This is a genomic window from Bradyrhizobium sp. AZCC 1721, assembly GCF_036924715.1.
GTDB lineage: Bacteria > Pseudomonadota > Alphaproteobacteria > Rhizobiales > Xanthobacteraceae > Bradyrhizobium.
The window spans coordinates 6,288,231-6,305,615 of the sequence record NZ_JAZHSB010000001.1 but is presented as its reverse complement, the minus strand read 5'-3'; the positions used below and the strand labels follow the sequence as shown (position 1 = coordinate 6,305,615).

14 protein-coding genes and 1 pseudogene are annotated in these 17,385 nt (G+C 62.2%); 3 read left to right on the top strand and 12 right to left on the bottom strand.

The features are described 5' to 3' along the window. Positions 1 to 120: 120 nt before the first annotated feature. From V1273_RS30080 to V1273_RS30070, 3 genes are all read right to left on the bottom strand, one after another. On the bottom strand, positions 121 to 1,767 hold the full coding sequence (locus V1273_RS30080) for an ABC transporter permease (RefSeq protein ID WP_334411773.1): 1,647 nt from the start codon (positions 1,765 to 1,767) through the stop codon (positions 121 to 123). Between the two features lie 208 nt (positions 1,768 to 1,975). Further along, positions 1,976 to 3,001, bottom strand: coding sequence for a Fe(3+) ABC transporter substrate-binding protein (locus V1273_RS30075; protein ID WP_334411772.1), 1,026 nt, complete (start codon positions 2,999 to 3,001; stop codon positions 1,976 to 1,978). A 196-nt stretch (positions 3,002 to 3,197) separates the two neighbouring features. After that, positions 3,198 to 4,163, bottom strand: coding sequence for a threonine/serine dehydratase (locus tag V1273_RS30070; RefSeq protein ID WP_334411771.1), 966 nt, complete (start codon positions 4,161 to 4,163; stop codon positions 3,198 to 3,200). Positions 4,164 to 4,234: 71 nt separating this feature from the next. Between V1273_RS30070 and V1273_RS30065 the strand changes: the two genes are divergently transcribed. After that, complete coding sequence (locus V1273_RS30065) at positions 4,235 to 4,552, top strand: ArsR/SmtB family transcription factor (RefSeq protein WP_247518417.1); 318 nt, start codon at positions 4,235 to 4,237, stop codon at positions 4,550 to 4,552. Between the two features lie 136 nt (positions 4,553 to 4,688). Further along, the gene (locus V1273_RS30060) at positions 4,689 to 5,174 is read left to right on the top strand and encodes a Crp/Fnr family transcriptional regulator (RefSeq protein ID WP_334411770.1); all 486 of its coding nucleotides are present in this window, start codon (positions 4,689 to 4,691) and stop codon (positions 5,172 to 5,174) included. Between the two features lie 18 nt (positions 5,175 to 5,192). Here V1273_RS30060 and V1273_RS30055 read toward each other — a convergent pair whose 3' ends face one another. The 9 genes and pseudogenes from V1273_RS30055 to V1273_RS30020 form a co-directional block, all read right to left on the bottom strand. Continuing rightward, a complete protein-coding gene (locus tag V1273_RS30055) occupies positions 5,193 to 8,522 on the bottom strand; it encodes an adenylate/guanylate cyclase domain-containing protein (protein ID WP_334411769.1) in 3,330 nt (1,109 codons plus the stop codon). Between the two features lie 66 nt (positions 8,523 to 8,588). Next, a complete protein-coding gene (locus V1273_RS30050) occupies positions 8,589 to 8,714 on the bottom strand; it encodes a hypothetical protein (RefSeq protein WP_334365004.1) in 126 nt (41 codons plus the stop codon). A gap of 47 nt (positions 8,715 to 8,761) precedes the next feature. Further along, a complete protein-coding gene (locus V1273_RS30045) occupies positions 8,762 to 10,072 on the bottom strand; it encodes an adenylate/guanylate cyclase domain-containing protein (protein WP_334411768.1) in 1,311 nt (436 codons plus the stop codon). A 275-nt stretch (positions 10,073 to 10,347) separates the two neighbouring features. Then, a pseudogene (locus V1273_RS30040) lies at positions 10,348 to 11,192 on the bottom strand (metallophosphoesterase family protein). A 341-nt stretch (positions 11,193 to 11,533) separates the two neighbouring features. Continuing rightward, a complete protein-coding gene (locus V1273_RS34145; protein WP_442894120.1) occupies positions 11,534 to 11,779 on the bottom strand; it encodes a CPCC family cysteine-rich protein in 246 nt (81 codons plus the stop codon). A gap of 376 nt (positions 11,780 to 12,155) precedes the next feature. Beyond that, on the bottom strand, positions 12,156 to 13,049 hold the full coding sequence (locus tag V1273_RS30035; RefSeq protein WP_334411767.1) for a tachylectin-related carbohydrate-binding protein: 894 nt from the start codon (positions 13,047 to 13,049) through the stop codon (positions 12,156 to 12,158). 337 nt (positions 13,050 to 13,386) lie between these two features. Then, the gene (locus V1273_RS30030) at positions 13,387 to 14,886 is read right to left on the bottom strand and encodes a tripartite tricarboxylate transporter permease (protein ID WP_334411766.1); all 1,500 of its coding nucleotides are present in this window, start codon (positions 14,884 to 14,886) and stop codon (positions 13,387 to 13,389) included. Beyond that, positions 14,886 to 15,371, bottom strand: coding sequence for a tripartite tricarboxylate transporter TctB family protein (locus V1273_RS30025; RefSeq protein ID WP_334380198.1), 486 nt, complete (start codon positions 15,369 to 15,371; stop codon positions 14,886 to 14,888). The genes V1273_RS30030 and V1273_RS30025 overlap by 1 nt, the downstream gene beginning before the upstream one ends. Next, positions 15,368 to 16,336, bottom strand: coding sequence for a Bug family tripartite tricarboxylate transporter substrate binding protein (locus V1273_RS30020; protein WP_334411765.1), 969 nt, complete (start codon positions 16,334 to 16,336; stop codon positions 15,368 to 15,370). Before V1273_RS30020 ends, V1273_RS30025 begins: the two co-directional genes overlap by 4 nt. 318 nt (positions 16,337 to 16,654) lie before the next feature. On the opposite strand from V1273_RS30020, the gene V1273_RS30015 reads away from it, so the two are divergent. Further along, positions 16,655 to 17,374: a glutathione S-transferase family protein gene (locus V1273_RS30015; RefSeq protein ID WP_334411764.1), complete on the top strand. Its 720-nt coding sequence runs from the start codon at positions 16,655 to 16,657 to the stop codon at positions 17,372 to 17,374. The last annotated feature ends 11 nt before the right edge of the window (positions 17,375 to 17,385 follow it).

Below are 17,385 nucleotides of genomic sequence, written 5' to 3'. Positions count from 1 at the left end.
AACGCAGGGACCCATACTCCGCGGCCTCTCGTTTTTGGCGCTGGGGCCAGTTGCCTTCGTAACAACAACGGCCGGTGGTTATGAGTCCCTGCGTTCGCAGGGACGACGGAAATCTCAACTTCACGCCGGCCCGGCCGGTACGTCCGAAAATCGCGTCAGCCACGCCACCGGGCCGATACTGGCGGCAACGATCAGGAGCGCGGCAAGCGCGCCTTCCTCGAAACTGCCGCGGCTGGCGTACTGGTAGATCGAGGTCGCCAGCGTTTCGACGTTGAGTGGCCGCAACAGCAGCGTCGCCGGCAACTCTTTCAGGCAATCCACGAATACGACGATGACCGCGCCGAGCATGGCGGGGCGCAAGAGCGGCAGATGGATCAGCCGCATCGTCGTAGTCTGGCCGGCGCCGGCGGCGCGTGCGCTGTCGTCGTAGTCGTGCGGGATCCGCTCGAACCCTGCCTTGATGAATCCGGTCGGCACCGCCAGAAACCGGATCACATAGGCGATCACCACGGCAGCACCTGAGCCGACCACGATCAATCCCGGCAGCGATCGTCCAAGCCATCCGGCGAGTGCGTTCAGTCCGTTGTCGATGGCGAGCACCGGTGCGAGCAGGCCGAGCGCCAGCACCAGCCCCGGCAGCGTGTAGCCGGTCTGCGCGATGTTCATTGCGACCAAGCGCAACCCATTCGGCCGCCAGCGCCACGCGAGAATGGTCGCAAAGCCGAGCAGCAGCGCGGTCAACGTGGCAATGCTTGCGAAGGCGACCGAGTTGAATGCATCGCGCCACAGCGCTGCGTCGAAATTGGCAAAAAGCCCGCGCTTGAAACTCTGCTGCGCGAGGTACAATAGCGGCACAAGGAATCCCAGCACCACAGGCAGCAGGCAGGCCGCGAATGCACATCCGCCCTTGATGCCGGCGAGTGGGGTCCGCGGCGTGAGCCGCGGGCTTTCGGCGGAAAACTCCGTCGTGACATTGCGGCGTCCGTAACGTTCGACTGCGATCAGGCCGGCCACGATCGCCAGCATGAAGCAGGACAACTGCGCGGCGCCGGCGAGGCTGCCGCGGTTGAGCCAGGTCGTGAACACCGACACCGTGAGGGTACGGACACCCAGATATTCGCTGGCGCCGATGTCGTTCAGCGTTTCCAGCGATACCAGCGCGACGCCGACCGCCAGCGCGGGACGTGCCATCGGCAGCGAGATACGCCAGAAGGTGGTCCAGCGGCTGGCGCCGAGCGTCTTCGCGGCCTCGGCGAACTCCGCGCTCTGGTACTGGAACATCGTGCGCGCCGAAAGATAGACGTAGGGGTAAAGCACCAGCGCGATCACAACGACCGCGCCCGGCAGCGAGCGCAAATTCGGAAGCATGCGCACGGCGTCCTGCAGTGGAAGCCAGTGCGCGAGTGTCTTGTGCACCAGGCCCAGCGGCTCGAACAGGTCGACATAGACGTAAGCCGCGAGATAGGTCGGGATCGAAAGCGGCAGCGGCAGCAGCCATATCAGCATTTTCCGGCCGCGGAATTCATGCAGCGAAACCGTCCACGCCGTGCCGGTGCCGATCGCAAGCGACAGGACAGCGACGCCGCCGAGCAGGAGCGCGGTGTCGAGGATGGTGGCCGGCAGCACGTAGTCGATCAGGTGCTGCCAGACGTCAGGCGCCGGCTGCAGCGCGAGCGCAATGATCGAGATGACGGGGGCTGCGACGAGGATGGCGGTCGCAACCGCAATCGCTGCCGCGATGCGGCCCGGGCGCGTGACGGGACTCACGTCCGCACACGAAGCGGGCTAAGGCCTCTCCGCTTGTGCAGGTGGGCTCCCTCCCCCCTTGCGGGGGAGAGCGGGGGAGAGGGCTGGCCGCGAGCGATGCTGCCCGTGTGGCTTACCCCTCTCCCTAACCCTCCCCCGCAAGGGGGGAGGGAACGCAGCGGTGCGTGGTGCGTGCTCACGGTTCTACTTCAAAGAAGCTAGCAGCCGTTCAATTATCGAATCCGACCTTGTCCACCAACGTCGAGGCCGCCTTGCGGTTGGCGGCGATCTTGGCGATCGGCAGCGGGTCGGCATTGAGCTTGCCGTAGCCTGCAATCGTCGGATTGACGGCGACGCCGGCGCGAACCGGATACTCGTAGTTTGAGTCGGCGTAGATCTTTTGCGCGTTTTCACCGACCAGCCATTCGATCAGCTTGACGCCGTTGGCCTTGTTGGGCGCCTGCTTGGCCAGCAGCACGCCGGAGAGGTTGACATGGGTGCCGCCGCCTTCGAAGGTCGGCAGGACCACTTTCGTTGCTTCCGCCCACGGCTTCTTCTCGGGATCGTTGTTCATCATCAGCGCCCAATAGTAGGTGTTGGCGACACCGATGTCGCATTTGCCGGCCGCGATATCGCGCGCGACTTCGCGGTCGCCGCCGGAGGGCTTCTGCGCCAGGTTGGCCTTGACGCCGCGCAGCCATTCCTCGGCTTTGGCCTCGCCGTATTTGGCGGTATACGCCGCGAACAGCCCGTTGTTGTAGATGTGCTGGCCGGAGCGGATGCAGATCTTGCCCTTCCACTTGGGATCGGCGAGCTCCTCATAGGTGATCTTGTCCTGCTTGACGCGGTCCTTCGAGGCGTAGATCACCCGCGCGCGCATCGAAATGCCGGCCCAGTGGCCGTCCGGATCGCGATATTGCGCCGGCACGATCTCGTCGATCACCACCGACTTGATCGGCTGGGTGACGCCGGCCTGCACGGCCTCGTCGATGCGGCCGATGTCTACCGTCAGCAGTACGTCGGCGGGACTGTTGGCGCCTTCCGCCTTCATGCGCTGCTCGAGACCAGAACTCGCGGAGACGACATTGACCTTGATGCCGGTGTCCTTGGTGAAGGCATCGAACAGCGGCTGGATCAGCTTGGTTTCACGGTAGGTGTAGACGTTGACCTCGCCGTCGGCGAACGCCGTCGAGGCTCCGAACGCGGTAAGAAAAAGCAACGCTGCGGTTGCGGCGGTAGCGCGAATATTGATCATGGGGCTGCCCGACAAAGCTGATGAAGATGCCCGTCTCAGTAGCGCAGCGGCCATGGTGCCGTCAGCGACCGGATGTCGCGAACGGCTCGATTTAGAAGGATTCCACGCTATAGTTTAGAGCGATTCCAAACATGGCGAGCTGTCGCACCATGCGACCCGTGAAGCACGGCGGGGACGCAGATAACTGGGGCACGACCTATCGGCTGTCAGCAGCGAGGTCGAAATCGACAGCGGCGGTGTTGCCGCCGCTGATGACGACTGCAATGCGTTCGCCGGCGGCGGGCTTGTAGGCGCTCGACAGGATCGCGGAGAACGCCGCTGCGCCGCCCGGCTCTGCAACGATGCGCAAGGCGCGCCAAAGCGTCGCCTGTGCGTCGGCGATTGCGGCGTCGGAAACCAGTACGGATTGTCGCGCATATTTCTGGACGATCGGGAAGACCTGTTCGCCGACGCGCCGCGGCGCAAGCGAATCCGCAGCCAGCCCGCCGGCCTCGGCATCGATTGGATGGCCGGCTTCAAGGGCCCTGGTCAACGTGGGCGATGCAAGCGGCTCGACGCCGACCACCTTGATGCGGCCGGCATACCAGGCCGCGATCCCGGCGATCAGCCCGCCGCCGCCCACAGCTACGAGCAGGGTGTCGATATTCGGTGCCTGCTCCGAGAGCTCAAGGCCGATCGTTCCCTGTCCCGTGATGGTTTCCTTCTGGTCGAAGGCCGGCACCGGCAATGCGCCGGTTTGCTGCGCCCATATCTCGCTTGCCGCGAGCGCATCGGCATAGCGGTCGCCTTCGATCGCGAGGTCGGCGCCATAGTCGCGGATGCGTTGCACCTTCGCAGCCGACGAGACGCTCGGAACGAAAATCTTGGCCGGCTTGCCGAGCTTCATCGCGGCATAGGCGACTGCCGCGCCATGGTTGCCGCCCGACGCCGCGACGACGCCCGCCTGCGGCACATCGCGGGTCAATAAATTGGCAAAAGCGCCGCGCGCCTTGAACGAGCCGGAGTGCTGAAGAAGCTCGAGCTTGAGCGTCAGCGTACGGCCGGGAAGCCCAAACTCGGCGCCATCGACCTCGACGACCGGCGTCCGCCGGATAAAGGGCCGGATCAGCCGCTCGCATTGGACGATCAATTCCGACGTTACGACATCCGCTGAGGCATCCATTGCAACGACTCCCAAGGCTTTGTCGATCAAGGCTCGATTGACATGAATTAGTCATTTAGCTAATTAGCAATATGGCTTCTTTCGAGGATGACGTCGAGTCTGCTTTTCGCGCGCTCGCCAGCGATCGGCGGCTGTTGATCCTGGAATGGCTGAAACGCCCCCGGGCGCATTTTCGCCCGCAGGTCGACGGCGACCTCGTCAAGGACGGCGTGTGCGGGGTCTTGATTGCCGAAAAGCTCGGCGTCAGCCAACCCACCGTGAGCGAGCATCTGAAGATATTGTCGCAGGCGGGACTGGTGAGCGCCAAGCGCGTCAAGCAGTGGACGTTCTACAAGCGCGACGAAGCGCGCATCGCCAAGCTGAAAGCCGCCATGCTCGAAAAGATCTGATGTTCGGTCGTGGGCTGCGCCAGCGCGCGCCGACGCTGGGCGCTCCGTGCCGACATTTTGAGCAGCGAAGCGCACGTTATCCGTTCGACGTTGGCATCATCAGTGCCTAGTCTTGGCTGGAGCGGAGATGATGCCAATGCGCGCGGTACTGGACTATTGCACCGGAGGAGTGGAACGGGAGGTGCCGGCCAGCACCGTTCTCATTTACGAGGGCGGCAAGACCGGGCATCTCTTTGTCCTGATCCGAGGGCGGCTTGAGGTCATCAAGGGCGACAGCGTCGTGGCCGTCCTCAGCGAGCCGGGGGCGATGCTGGGCGAAATGTCGGTGCTGCTCGAGCAGCCCCATACAGCGACCGTGCGCGCCGCTTCCGATTCTGTGGTCTACGAGTTCGACGACGCCGCGGCGTTCCTGCGCGACCAGCCGGCGGTGGCGCTCTTGATCGCGCGGTTGCTTGCGCAGCGCCTCAATGTCGCGACCACCTATCTCGCCGATCTCATGCATCAGTATGGCGACCACGGTAACCATCTCTCGATGGTCGGCGAACTCCTGCAGAGCATGATCAACCTGCCGCCGACGCAGGTTTCGCCAGGCTCGGATCGGCAATCCGACTCCAGACTCTAGCTGCATTGGTAGCATCGGCTAGCGGCTTTTCCTGAGCAGTTTCTTCGCCTGTTCGATTTCGGGGAAGTCTTGCCCCGTTTCAAAATCGACGAGCGCTCGCGCGACCACCTCGGATCCGGCCGCTTCCCGGCCGTTGTTGATGCAAAGACGCGCAAGTCCAATTGCGCTGCGCAATTCGAAAGCTTTCGTCTGCTGGCTTCGGGCTATCTCAAGCGCCCGGTTAAAGGCGCCTTCAGCCCCGTAGAGGTTCGTCGGGTCGCGACGCAACAGAAGCTCACCCCGAGCACGATGCAGTTCGGCATCGAGCCAATGCTGACCAGACTGTTCTGTCACGTCGATCAACTCGCGCAGTATCTCCAACCCAGCGTCCGTTTGTCCTGCCGCTGCATTCGCCATGGCAACCTGCATTCCCCAAAAGGGTTCGCAAAGGTAACAGTCATTCTCATGCAGCAAGGTCCAACCTCGACGCATTTCCGCAAGCCCGGCCTCTCGGTCGCCGGCGCGCCACTTTGCAAGGCCAGTGAGATATGTGCCCGCGGCTACATACAACGGCATCGTATGGTCGCGAGCGAGGGCGAGCGCAAGGATTGTCTCTGTTTGCTGTAACGGCCCGCCGCACAGTCCGTCGAAAACCGCCTTATGGACGAGCGCATTGGCTTGGGAGAGCGCTCGCTTTTCTCCCGCGGAACGCACCGCTTCCGCGGCGAGCCGGCGGGCGCGATCAATCTGTCCGATCGGCCAAAGCACCAGAGCAAGAAATCTCATGATGACGAACGGCAGGTCCAGCGTTGAAGCCCTGAAGGTCTCCAGATTCGGTTCCGCACCATAGGTCGCAAGCGCCTGCTCAAGATGCGTTCTCGCGTTCATATAGTCGCCGCCGAACCAGCAGGTCGCCCCGTTTGTCCAATGCGCGACAACTGCGGCCACTGGGGAGTCCGGGTGCCTATTGGCGGCGTTCATGGTTGCATCCGCCAACTCCCACATCGGCGCGATCTCGCCATGCGTCAGACAGGCATTGAACAATCCCGAATAGATCGGCGCCAGCTCAACCGGATCATTGATATCAGCCGCGAATTGCCGGGCGCGCGTCCACGCGGCGACGGTTTGGGGGGCGCTGTGCCCGAGGCTGCCCCGCAGCGCGCGGCTGTAGATAATTTGAAGATGAAGCCGGCTCATGGTTCGGCCCGGGTCATCCGGCAGCCCGTCGGCAATTGCAATTGCCTTGCCGAGATGCGCGATTGCCTCGGTATAGGCGGAGCGCTTGAGCGCCTGCTGGCCTGCCTTGAGCCACCAATCGAGAGCAACCCCGTCGAGTCCCGCCTCGGTGAAGTGATAGGCCACGACTTCGGGCTCGGTCTCGGCGACGGCCGGAAACTGATCGCGCAGCACATCGCCAATATGTTTGTGCAGCAGTTGCCGGCGGCTCTTGAGCAGGCTCTCATACGCCGCTTCCTGGACCAGCGCGTGCTTGAAGCTGTAGCTCGCTTCCGGCGGCGTCCCGCGGCGCAATAGCAGTTCGGCCTCTTCCAGTTGCCTCAACGCGGTGTTCAGCGTCAGATCATCGCGCCCTGCCACACACCGCAGCAATGTGTATGAGAAGTCGCGGCCAATGGCGGCGCCTATCTGTGCCACTTCCTTGACCGGCGCCAGTCGGTCAAGGCGCGCCATCAGCGAGTCTTGCAGCGTCGCGGGAATGGCGAGTGGCGGTAGCGGACGATCAAGGCGATAGCGCCCGGCATCTTCCACCAGCAGTCCGGATTCCAGTATTGTCTTGGTCAGTTCCTCGATAAACAACGGGATGCCATCCGTCCTGTCGATGATCCGCGTCATCATTTCGCCTGGCAGCTGTCGACCGACGGTCACCTGCTCGATCAGAGTGCGCGCGTCCTGCCGGTCAAGTCGGTCGAGCCGCAGCAGGCTGACATTGGCGAGACCCGCCCAAGGCGGCTCGAACTCGGGCCGGAAAGTCATGAGCGCGAGGATCGGCAAGCCCCTGATCCGGTCGACCGCGAGATCGAACAGCTCAAGTGTCGTGGCGTCGGCCCAATGCATATCCTCGCAGACGATCAGCACAGGTTGCTGCCGGGCCAAACCCTCGAGCTGATCGAGGAGGGCGGCGAACGTCTGTCGCCGCTGCTGCACCGGATTCAAGCCGATCGGCGGATAGCGCTCGCCCGTTGCGATCGAAAGAAGTGCTGCGATCAGCGGTGCCGCGTTGGCCACCTGCTGCGTTCCAAGTGCAAGCATTGCCTCAAGCTTGTCGAGCTTTTGCTCGGGCGTGTCCTGTGACCTGATACCGGCGCCGCGCTCGAGTTGAGCGACAAAGGGATGAAGCGCACTGTTGATGTGGTAAGGCGAGCACTGATACCGCACCCGGCAGTGTGCCCCCAACACAGGGTTCTCGCAGAGCATTGCGACCAGGCGCGATTTGCCGATCCCGGCCTCGCCGGAAATCAACACCACCTGACCTTGCCCCTGCCACGCCAACTGCTGGCGCGAGAGCGCGAATTCGATTTCTGCCTTACGGCCGACAAAGCCCAGCGAGCGCGCCGTGCGCACCGCCTCGAAGCGGCTCTCCGACGCCGCCCCACCTTCGACCGCCCAGACCGCGATGGGTTCGGAGATGCCCTTGACCTGGCGCAGGCCGAGGCCACGGAAATTGAACAATTCTCCAAGCAGCTCGCGCGTCGAAGCAGCGACGATAACCGCCCCCGGCTCAGCCAGGCCCTGGAGCCGGGCGGCGATGTTCGGCGTATCGCCGACCATCGCCTGCTGCTCCGACGCGCCTCCGCTGATGAGGTCGCCCACCACGACAAGTCCAGTCGCGATCGCGATCCGCACCTCAACCTGTTCCGCGCGCGTTTCGAGCGGCCTTATTGCGGCGATCATGTCGAGCCCGGCTCGCACGGCGCGCTCGGCGTCATCCTCGTGCGCGCGGGGGTAACCAAAATAGGCGAGCACTCCGTCGCCGACAAACCTGGCGATGCTGCCGTCGTAGGTGGTAATAACTCTGGCGCAGGCCGTCCGATAGGCGCGGATCACCTCCCACATGTCCTCTGGATCAAGGCGAGCAGACAGCTCAGTCGAGCCGACCAGATCGCAGAACATCACGGTGAGGTGGCGTCGCTCGGCATCATGCCGACGAGCCGGCTCGTCGACTAATTCGACTTGCTTGAGTTCGGCGATCGCGCGCAGCATCTTGCGGCGATGGCCCAGCAGGACTCCGAGTCTATCGAAGTCCTGATCCGTCAGCTCGGGAAGGACACCGATATCGATTCCATTCTCGGCAAAACGCAACGCGTATTGTCCAAGTCCAAGCTTCTCGAGCCAGTCTGCAATCTGCTGCATTGGCTCCACCGAACTGTTCTGGCTGGCGGCTGGTCGGATTTTGGACTACTGCTAAAAAAATGCCATTCAATATTTGCGGGATGCGGTATTGGGCTGCGGGCTCATCGAAAAATCACGTGCAACAACCAGGCTGATATGATCGACGACGCCGGCAAATTGAACGGGAGCCGGCGACAAAAATTCGCGCAGCATCTGTCTTGCAACACGACAACTCGTTGCGCAACGCGCGCGTTGCGCCACTAACGTTCGGCTGCGAACAATCTAACGCTTTCTGTGATGCCCTTGAGGGAATGACTGCCTTCATCGTGAAACCGGATGTTCGAGCCTGCGACAAGATCACGGACTGTATTCGACACCAGAACCTGCCCGGGCTTTGCCATCGTCGCAACGCGTGATGCAATGTGGACCGCGATGCCGCTCAGATCAGTATCGGTGATTTCGATCTCGCCGGTGTGAAGGCCGGCCCTCACCTGCAGCCCAAGCGCTTCAACGCCCTCATTGATCGCCAGCGCGCACCGGATTGATCGAGCCGGCCCGTCAAAGGTTGCCAGGAAGCCGTCTCCCATTGTCCTTACTTCATGCCCTCTATGTCGCGAGATCTCCCGCCGCACGAGAGCGTTGTGCCGGTCAAGCACGTCGTGCCATGCGCGATCCCCGATCGTCTCGGCACGCTTGGTTGAGTTCACAATGTCAGTGAACAGCACGGTGGCGAGCACGCGATCAGATTCGATTGCGCACCGCGACCCTGTCAGAAACTCCTCAACCTCATCCAATGCCCGTTCTGTTTCGCCAGTCCACAACAGGTGATCGCTGCCGGGCAGTTCAAGATATTTTGCGTTGGGGATTTGCCGGGCCATGAACCGGCCGGCTTCAACGTTGACGCGAACGTCCCCTTGTCGATGAATGATTAACGTTGGCACCTGGATCGACGGTAGGACTGGACGGACATCGATTTCGCTGTTCATTCGCATAAGTGCGACGACCGCAGAGGGACTTGCACCGAGACGTTCAAAGCGGGCCCATGCCAGCTTGAACGTCTCATCTGATGCCACGCTGGGCGCGAACAAACGGAGGCTCTCGCCGGTCCCCCAATTCTTCTCCATGCGTTCCAGGGCGCCTTCGATTTCGTCCGGCGGCAAAACCCACGAGCGGAAGTGGCCATAGGCGCCATACAGGACCAGTGCTCGGGTGCGTTCCGGGTAGGTGGCCGCGAACAGGACTGACATCGCGCCGCCTTCGGAGATGCCGAACAGGGCGGCCTGCTCCGAGCCCACGGCATCCATGACGGCGCGAACGTCATCCATGCGCTCTTCCAGGGTTGGCACGCCAACCGTCCTGTCAGAAAGCCCGGTGCCGCGCTTGTCGAACATGATCAGGCGGGCGAAGGCCGCCAAGCGGGTCCAGACTCGCGCACGATAGGGTTCTTCCCAAGCGACATCGAGGTTGGAAATGAAACCGGGAACGAACACGAGGTCGAACGGCCCTTCGCCGACAACCTGATAGGCGATGCGAACATCACCGCTCTTTGCGTATTGCGTTTTCGGAACCATTGCACATCACTTCACATAACGTGGCGTGATCGGCTTCCGGTGAGCAGGTGCGTTCTAAATCTTACCAGCTTGCCGCGGTGCGCGGAAGCCAAAACCGCGTAGCTCGGCTTCGGCATGCGGTAATCGGCTGCTGCTTACCAGAACAGCCATCACACAAGCCACCTTCAATGTGCTGCTCCGTGCATGGTCGCGCGGTGGCCGAGTGGCGGGCCACGTACTTCGTAGCGCAGGACCCACGAGCGTCCAACGAACGATACGGGTGCAGTCCTGCGCTGTCACACGGGCCTTTTTCGAACTTCTCCGGCGCTTGTCGATGAGGAGAAAAGCGGATCGGCGATCCGACCCAAAGATATAAGCCAAGGCGGCGGCGTCTCGATCGTTTTCGCCGGCCGCCGCAAGGGCGCGCGCAAATCGATGCGCTGCGCTTCACCGGCGGCAATCCAGAATGCTGCGCTCTCGTCGAGATCGATCACGATATAGACCGGCGGACGGCCATGCTGCAGGCCGGTGTTGAAGACCCAGGTCGTGTCGAGGCGGTCGAACCACGCGCCGTCGGGGATGAAGGGCGACTGATGCACATGGCCCGATATCACCATCGACGGCTGGTATTGCGCGATCCATTGCACCAGTTCGACGTCGCCGAAGAACCGCTTGCCGCCCCAGCTCGTGGGCGAATTCGCAGGCGGCGCGTGATGCACCCAGATCCAGCGTTTCGCCCGCTCGAGCGCAGCTTCACGAAGCTGGGTTTCGATGCGGCTCTTGAGCAGCGGCCCATCCCACCACGGACACACCGTGAAGCGCGTGCCGCCGATGGTCAGGCTGTCGCCGTCGCAGGCGATCCCGAGCTCGCGGACGTCACCGATCCAGCGCGCGATCTTCTCGCCCTCGGCCCTGCGGTCATCGAGATCGTGATTGCCAGAGCAGAGAATGACGCGTGTCTCTTGGGACAGCAGCGACAGGTATTTTTCACCACCAGAATCTGCGCGCGGAAGTCGACGAAAGAGGAGATATCGAGCGCGTCGCCGGCAAAGATGACCACGTCGAATTCACGAGCCGCCGCAAGCAGCCAGTCAAATTGCGGCAGCGAATAATGCAGATCGGCAACAACGAGGCAGCGCATAATGATCAAATCCAAATATGCCCGGGAAACAGGCGATCCGCAGTCGGATGCATTCAGGCAGAGTGGATTCGAGCAAGATTTGTGCCGACCCTGATGTTCAGACAGGACCGGTCCCCCGATAGAAAGATTACTGGCAGCTCCGAAATGGGCCGGATATCGGACATATCGTAGATATGGCAAATCGACGCAAATGACCCAGAACGGACTCGCGTGCGCCCCAAAAAGGGCCAATCAATTGCGCGCCTCTCGATCAGCATTGATCAACTTTTGAAGCTTGCCTGGGTCGAGAGCCTCATGAGAGTCAAGCACGCCGCGAACGTAGGATAGCAATGCGCTTCGCTCTACTGAGGGTCGCTCAACGATCTGGATTCCTTTTCCCCGGTCGTACATGTGGCCATGCGAGAAAAAATTCGCGCGCGCAGCGGCGAGCGAGTAGCTCCCGTTCGGTCCTCCCCAAACCTCATGACGCTTACATCGCCCTGACCATCATCTTCCCACCAGCAAACGCAGCAGATTTCCCATGCACTCCTCTCGGAAAGAGTGGGAAATCCACAGCACGGACAAGGGAATAAAGGGCTGGGCGGCATTGGGAGGGGAGTTTACCTGTAAGCCCGATGGTTTGTCATGGGGCCCCTTGCTGAAAAGACGCCGTCTCGGTTCGGCTTCTGGCCCTGGGCAGAAGTGGCTGCATCGATCTGTAAAGTCCGATCTTGGGGGAAAAGCGGATGCGCATTCTTAAGCCGGCGATGTCGCATTTTGACCCCAAGCTGACGTTGAAGTGGGAGGAGGTCAGAACGGCATGGTTGCCTTGGCGCCGGCAGCGTTCGCTTGGATCGTCCGCCGAAGCGTCCATCATAGAAAAGCTTGACCGAGGTACCGTGAAGATCCAGCACATCGACCCTGCTTACACATCAGCCACAACATCGTCGCTGACGGTGCCGATCAATTTCCGCACCCTTCAGGTTAGGCGACCACAGCATAGATGCGGTTCTCATCGGCGATGTTCCTACCGGCGAAGAGAAACTTAAAATCCTGCCATCCGCCGACCCCGACGACCACTGGGCTCGAGACATTACCGGGAGTTCCGTTGTCCCTATAGGACAGCAGTTCGCCGTTGTGGTTCACAGCGTAGATGCGGTCCTCACCGGCAACGTTCCTACCAGAGAAGAGAAACTTAAAATCCTGCCACCCGCCGAACCCGACGACCATCCATGGGTTCCCGGCAAAGAGATTACCGGGAGTTCCGTTGTCCCCCCAGGTCAGCAGGTCGCCGTTGTGGTTCACAGCGTAGATGCGGTTCTCACCGGCGACGTTCCTACCGGAGAAGATAAAATCGAAAGACCACGCACCAACTTGGGGCCCGATAACCACCGGGCTCCCGTGTTTGACATTACCGGGAGTCCCGTCGTCCCCATAGGACACAAGTCGGCCCCCGCTGGCCACACCGTAGATGCGGGGCCAACCGGCGAGGTTTACACCGGAGAAGAGACGCCAGAAATCCTGCCATCCGTGCCGGACCCCGACGACCACTGGGCTCGAGACATTACCGGGAGTTCCGTCGTCCCCATAGGACAGCAGGTCGTCGTCTGGTCTCCTCACAGCGTAGATGCGGTTCTCACAGATCGCCTGATCGCAAACGTCCAGAGCTGGCCTAACCAGCGCGTTGCCCGTCATCCGGCCGCCCAGGCCGGTCGGCTCGAACCGGCGAACATTCCTACCGGAGAAGAGAAACTTAAAATCCTGCCACCCGCCGAACCCGACGACCATTGGGCTCCCAACGTTGACATTACCGGGAGTCCCGTCGTCCGCATAGGACAGCAGGTCGCCGGTCCCGAACGAAGCATTTGTCCTGGCCATGAGCTCCTCCTGTTTCGACATGGCGCGTGTTGAATACAGTCAGACAATTGGACTTGCGGCGGCAGAGGTCGGTTCGCAACGCAGGCTTCAATGGTTTGACCAGTTTGAGAACACAACGCGCTGCTTTCAAACGGCTGCAAGGCTAATTCGAAGGAATACCGCGGCTGCGGCGTTGCCGTATGTGAGCCGGTTCACGGCGGCCAACCGTTTTTCTTGCCGGTATGTCGCTTGTTGGCCCTTTTCGGACTTCAGGCGACGTCTGATTCGAGGCCGCAAAGCGCCGGATAGCGGACATCGATAAGCCGCGCTCACGAATCTGGATTGATGAATACTGAACCTAGTCCTCGCTCGCCTTGAACCGGCCGAGCCCCTTCAGCACGAACGGCGCTACTAGCGCAATCAGCGCAATGCCGAGCAGCGTCGCCGACATCGGACTCTGCAGCAGCACGATGGGATCGCCGAGGCTGATCGCGAGCGCGCGGCGCAACTGGCTTTCGGCGATTGGACCCAGGATGAGGCCGACGACGACAGGTGCGATCGGGAAGTCGAACCGACGCATCAGGAAGCCCAACACGCCGAAGGCTGCCAGCATCGACAGCTCGACCACCGAAGGTTTTGCGGCGATGGTGCCCATGGTCGCGAACACGAGAATGCCGGCGTACAGCCACGGCTGTGGGATCGCGAGCAGTTTTACCCATAGCCCGACCAGCGGCAGGTTGAGTACCAGCAGCATCACGTTGGCGATGAAGAGGCTCGCAATCAGGCCCCACACCAGATCGGGCCGCTCGGCGAACAGCAGCGGTCCCGGGTTCAGCCCGTATTGCTGAAAGCCCGCCAGCATCATCGCAGCCGTCGCCGAGGTCGGAAGCCCGAGCGTCAATAGCGGCACAAGCGTGCCGGCGGCGGAGGCGTTGTTGGCAGCTTCCGGCCCGGCGACGCCTTCGATCGCGCCCTTGCCGAATTCCTCCGGATGTTTCGACAGCCGCTTCTCGGTCGAGTAGGACAGGAATGTCGGAATTTCCGCGCCACCCGCGGGAAGCGCACCAATCGGAAAGCCGAACATCGTCCCGCGCAGCCACGGCTTCCACGACCGCATCCAGTCCTGCTTCGTCATCCACAGCGAGCCGCGCACCGGCTCGATCTTCTCCTCGGCGTGATGGCGGCGCGATGCGACGTAGAGCGCTTCGCCTAAGGCGAACAGGCCGACCGCCAGCGTCGTCACCTCGACGCCGTCGAGCAGTTCGGGAATTCCGAACGCGAGCCGGGCCTGGCCGGTGAGCTTGTCGATGCCGATCAGCCCGAGCGTCAGCCCGATGAACAGGCTGGTCAGCCCGCGGATCGGCGAATCGCCGAAGGTCGCAGACACCGTCACGAAGGCCACGCACATCAGCGCGAAATAATCTTCAGGCCCGAAGCGCACGGCAAAATCCACCAGCCACGGTGCGAGAAAAGCCAGGCCGATGGTGGCAATGGTGCCCGCGACGAATGAGCCGATCGCCGACGTCGCCAGCGCCGGACCGCCGCGGCCGGCCTTGGCCATCTTGTTGCCCTCGAGCGCGGTTGCCATCGACGCGCTCTCGCCGGGCGTGTTGATGAGGATGGCGGTGGTCGATCCGCCATACATGCCGCCGTAATAAATTCCGGCGAACATGATCAGCGAGCCGCCGGGATCGAGCTTGTAGGTCACCGGCAACAGTAACGCGACGGTGAGCGCCGGTCCGATGCCGGGCAGCACGCCTACGGCAGTGCCGAGGAACACGCCGATGAGCGCATAAAGCAGGTTCATCGGCTGGACGGCGACGGCCATGCCATGCGCAAGCGCAGCGAAGGTTTCCATTACAGCAGTCTTTCCAGAGGGCCGGCCGGCAGGCTCAGCGTCAGCACCCGATCGAAGGCGAGATAGATCAGCGTGGTCATCACGAGCGCGATGACGAGGTCGGCGAGGATGGCGCGGCGCCCGAACGCCGCCGAGGTGGTGACGAACAGCGCCGATGTCGCCAGGATGAAGCCGCCGCCGAGGCCGATGATGGCGATCAGCAGCGCAAGTCCGCCGAGGATCAGCAGCACCGCTCTGGGATCGGCGCTTTCGCGCGGCGGCAGGTTGCCGCGCAACGCATCGATCAGATTGCCGATCGCGAGCAGGCCGAGCCCGACCGCGACGACGACCGGCATCACCTCGGGCCCCATGCCGTACATGGTGGTAGCCGGCAGTTGCCTGGAGTCCCATACCAGCACCGCGGCAAGCGCTGCGAGCGCCGCGGCAACGACCAGGCCCGCACGATCGATGCGCCGCGCCGCCGGGGCCTGCGGAAGGTCCGTCATGATTTGACGAGGCCGACCGACTTCAAGACGTCGGTGACACGCGCGGTTTCCTTCTTCAGGAAGTCGGCGAACGCATCGCCAGAAAGATAGGCGTCATCCCAGCCCTTCTGCTTGAGGATGTCCTTCCAGGCGTCGGACTTGATCATCTTCTCGACGGCGTCGCTCAACGTCTTGCGCTGCTCCGGCGTGATCCCGGGAGGCGCGACCACCGAACGCCAGTTGGCGAGCACGAGGTCGATCCCTTGTTCCTTGAAGGTCGGAATATCGATTCCGGCGATACGTTTCTCCGAGGTCACGCCGAGCGCGCGCAATTTGCCGGATTTGATCTGTCCTTCGTATTCGCTCAGGCCCGAAATGCCTGCGGTGACCTTGCCGCCGAGAATGGCCGCCAGCGACTCGCCGCCGCCGGAAAATGGAATGTAGTTGATCTTCTTGGCGTCGGCGCCGATCGTTCCCGCAAACAACGCTGCCATCACATGATCAACGCCGCCGGCCGAGCCGCCGGCAAAGGTTACCTTGGCGATATCGGCTTTCACGGCCGCGGCAAGATCCTGCGCTGTCTTGAGCGGCGAATTCGCCGGCACCACGATCACCTGGATTTCCTCGGTGAGGCGCGCAATCGGCGTCACCTGTTCGAGCGTCACCGGCGACTTGTTCATGGCGAGCGCGCCAACCATGACGAAGCCGTTCACCATCATCTGGTTGCCGTCACCCTTGGCGCCATTGACGAACTGCGCGATGCCGATGCTGCCCCCGGCGCCGGCAACGTTCGTGACCTGGACGCTACGGGCGATCTTGGCAGCGACCAAAGCCTGCTGCATCGCGCGGGCGGTCTGATCCCAGCCGCCGCCGGGGGCTGCGGGCGCCATGATCTTGAGCTCGAGCTGCTGCGAGAGGGCAGGTGCTGTGGCTGCAAGCGTCAACGCGACGACCGCGCCGAACAGGCGCGTATGAAACGGCATCATGGGATTTCCTCCAGGCTCACGCGGAGCCGCTGTGTGTCAATTCGTCGCATATCAGCCGGAAAATCCGCCGCTGTCCAGAAGGACCTTTGTGGGGGCGGACCGGATCTTTCAGATTTCGTCAGGGCTTTGAAGCTCGTGCGTTTTTGGCCTTCGGCACTTGCCTGACCGAAAGTGAAACGCCAACTGCTCGGCACACGTCCCGAACAGGCACCGTGCTTTGCGTTGCCTTGGCCTGGCTGTGGCGCCTGAATAAGACGCGATGACGAAGGGGCCACGGCCTCGGAGGCGAACGCGCCGCTGATGATTGAGGGGAAATCGATGCACGAGAATGCTCAATCCGGTCGAGAAGCCGATCGAAGCAGCGGCCCCAAGATGCGGCTGTTCTCCGCCGCCCTGAGCATGTTCGGCGCAAAGGTTCAGATCGCTGCACACGAGAAGGACATCGATTTCGAACTGGTCATGGTCCCCTTCACCCAGAAGGAGGGTTATGCGCCGAAGCATCCGGAAGTCCTGCGCATCAATCCGAAGCGCCAGGTCCCGGTGCTGATCGATGGCGATCTCGAGATTTTCGATTCCACCCAGATCTTCGAGTATCTCGAAGACATCAAGCCGAGCCCTGCGCTGTGGCCTGCGACCCCTGCCGCGCGAGCCTGGGCTCGCCGGCTGGAGCATGAATCGGACGAGGTCTATTTCCCGCATATCATCAAATTGATGCCGCTCTGGAATACGCCAAGGGATCCTGCCGGGAAGCCCGCGCGCGAGGCCGCTGCTGCCTATTATCGAACCATGGAGCGTGTCCTTGGCGACCGCGAGTTTCTCGCCGGCGAATACTCCTTTGCCGATATCGCGTTCTATATGGCCCAGCTCTTCGGTGCCCGCATGGGTGCCGACATGACCGGCGAAACGCCGAGACTTCTGCAATGGCGGCAGCGCATGACGACGAGACCGGCCGTCATCAAGGTCGTTCGACCGATGGCCGACTATTTGCGCAGCGATGGCCGCAGCGTTCCAGCGTTTCTCTCGCCAATAGTGACGTGATCGACGCTGCG

Excerpts from the sequence above, each read along its gene's own strand:
- V1273_RS30060 (WP_334411770.1), top strand. The coding sequence starts at position 4,689 with ATGCGCGCGGTACTGGACTATTGCACCGGAGGAGTGGAACGGGAGGTG.
- V1273_RS30030 (WP_334411766.1), bottom strand. The coding sequence starts at position 14,886 with ATGGAAACCTTCGCTGCGCTTGCGCATGGCATGGCCGTCGCCGTCCAG.
- V1273_RS34145 (WP_442894120.1), bottom strand. The coding sequence starts at position 11,779 with ATGCCGCCCAGCCCTTTATTCCCTTGTCCGTGCTGTGGATTTCCCACT.
- V1273_RS30035 (WP_334411767.1), bottom strand. The coding sequence starts at position 13,049 with ATGGCCAGGACAAATGCTTCGTTCGGGACCGGCGACCTGCTGTCCTAT.
- V1273_RS30015 (WP_334411764.1), top strand. The coding sequence starts at position 16,655 with ATGCACGAGAATGCTCAATCCGGTCGAGAAGCCGATCGAAGCAGCGGC.
- V1273_RS30050 (WP_334365004.1), bottom strand. The coding sequence starts at position 8,714 with ATGCTGCGCGAATTTTTGTCGCCGGCTCCCGTTCAATTTGCCGGCGTC.
- V1273_RS30075 (WP_334411772.1), bottom strand. The coding sequence starts at position 3,001 with ATGATCAATATTCGCGCTACCGCCGCAACCGCAGCGTTGCTTTTTCTT.
- V1273_RS30070 (WP_334411771.1), bottom strand. The coding sequence starts at position 4,163 with ATGGATGCCTCAGCGGATGTCGTAACGTCGGAATTGATCGTCCAATGC.
- V1273_RS30045 (WP_334411768.1), bottom strand. The coding sequence starts at position 10,072 with ATGGTTCCGAAAACGCAATACGCAAAGAGCGGTGATGTTCGCATCGCC.
- V1273_RS30065 (WP_247518417.1), top strand. The coding sequence starts at position 4,235 with ATGGCTTCTTTCGAGGATGACGTCGAGTCTGCTTTTCGCGCGCTCGCC.
- V1273_RS30020 (WP_334411765.1), bottom strand. The coding sequence starts at position 16,336 with ATGATGCCGTTTCATACGCGCCTGTTCGGCGCGGTCGTCGCGTTGACG.
- V1273_RS30055 (WP_334411769.1), bottom strand. The coding sequence starts at position 8,522 with ATGCAGCAGATTGCAGACTGGCTCGAGAAGCTTGGACTTGGACAATAC.
- V1273_RS30025 (WP_334380198.1), bottom strand. The coding sequence starts at position 15,371 with ATGACGGACCTTCCGCAGGCCCCGGCGGCGCGGCGCATCGATCGTGCG.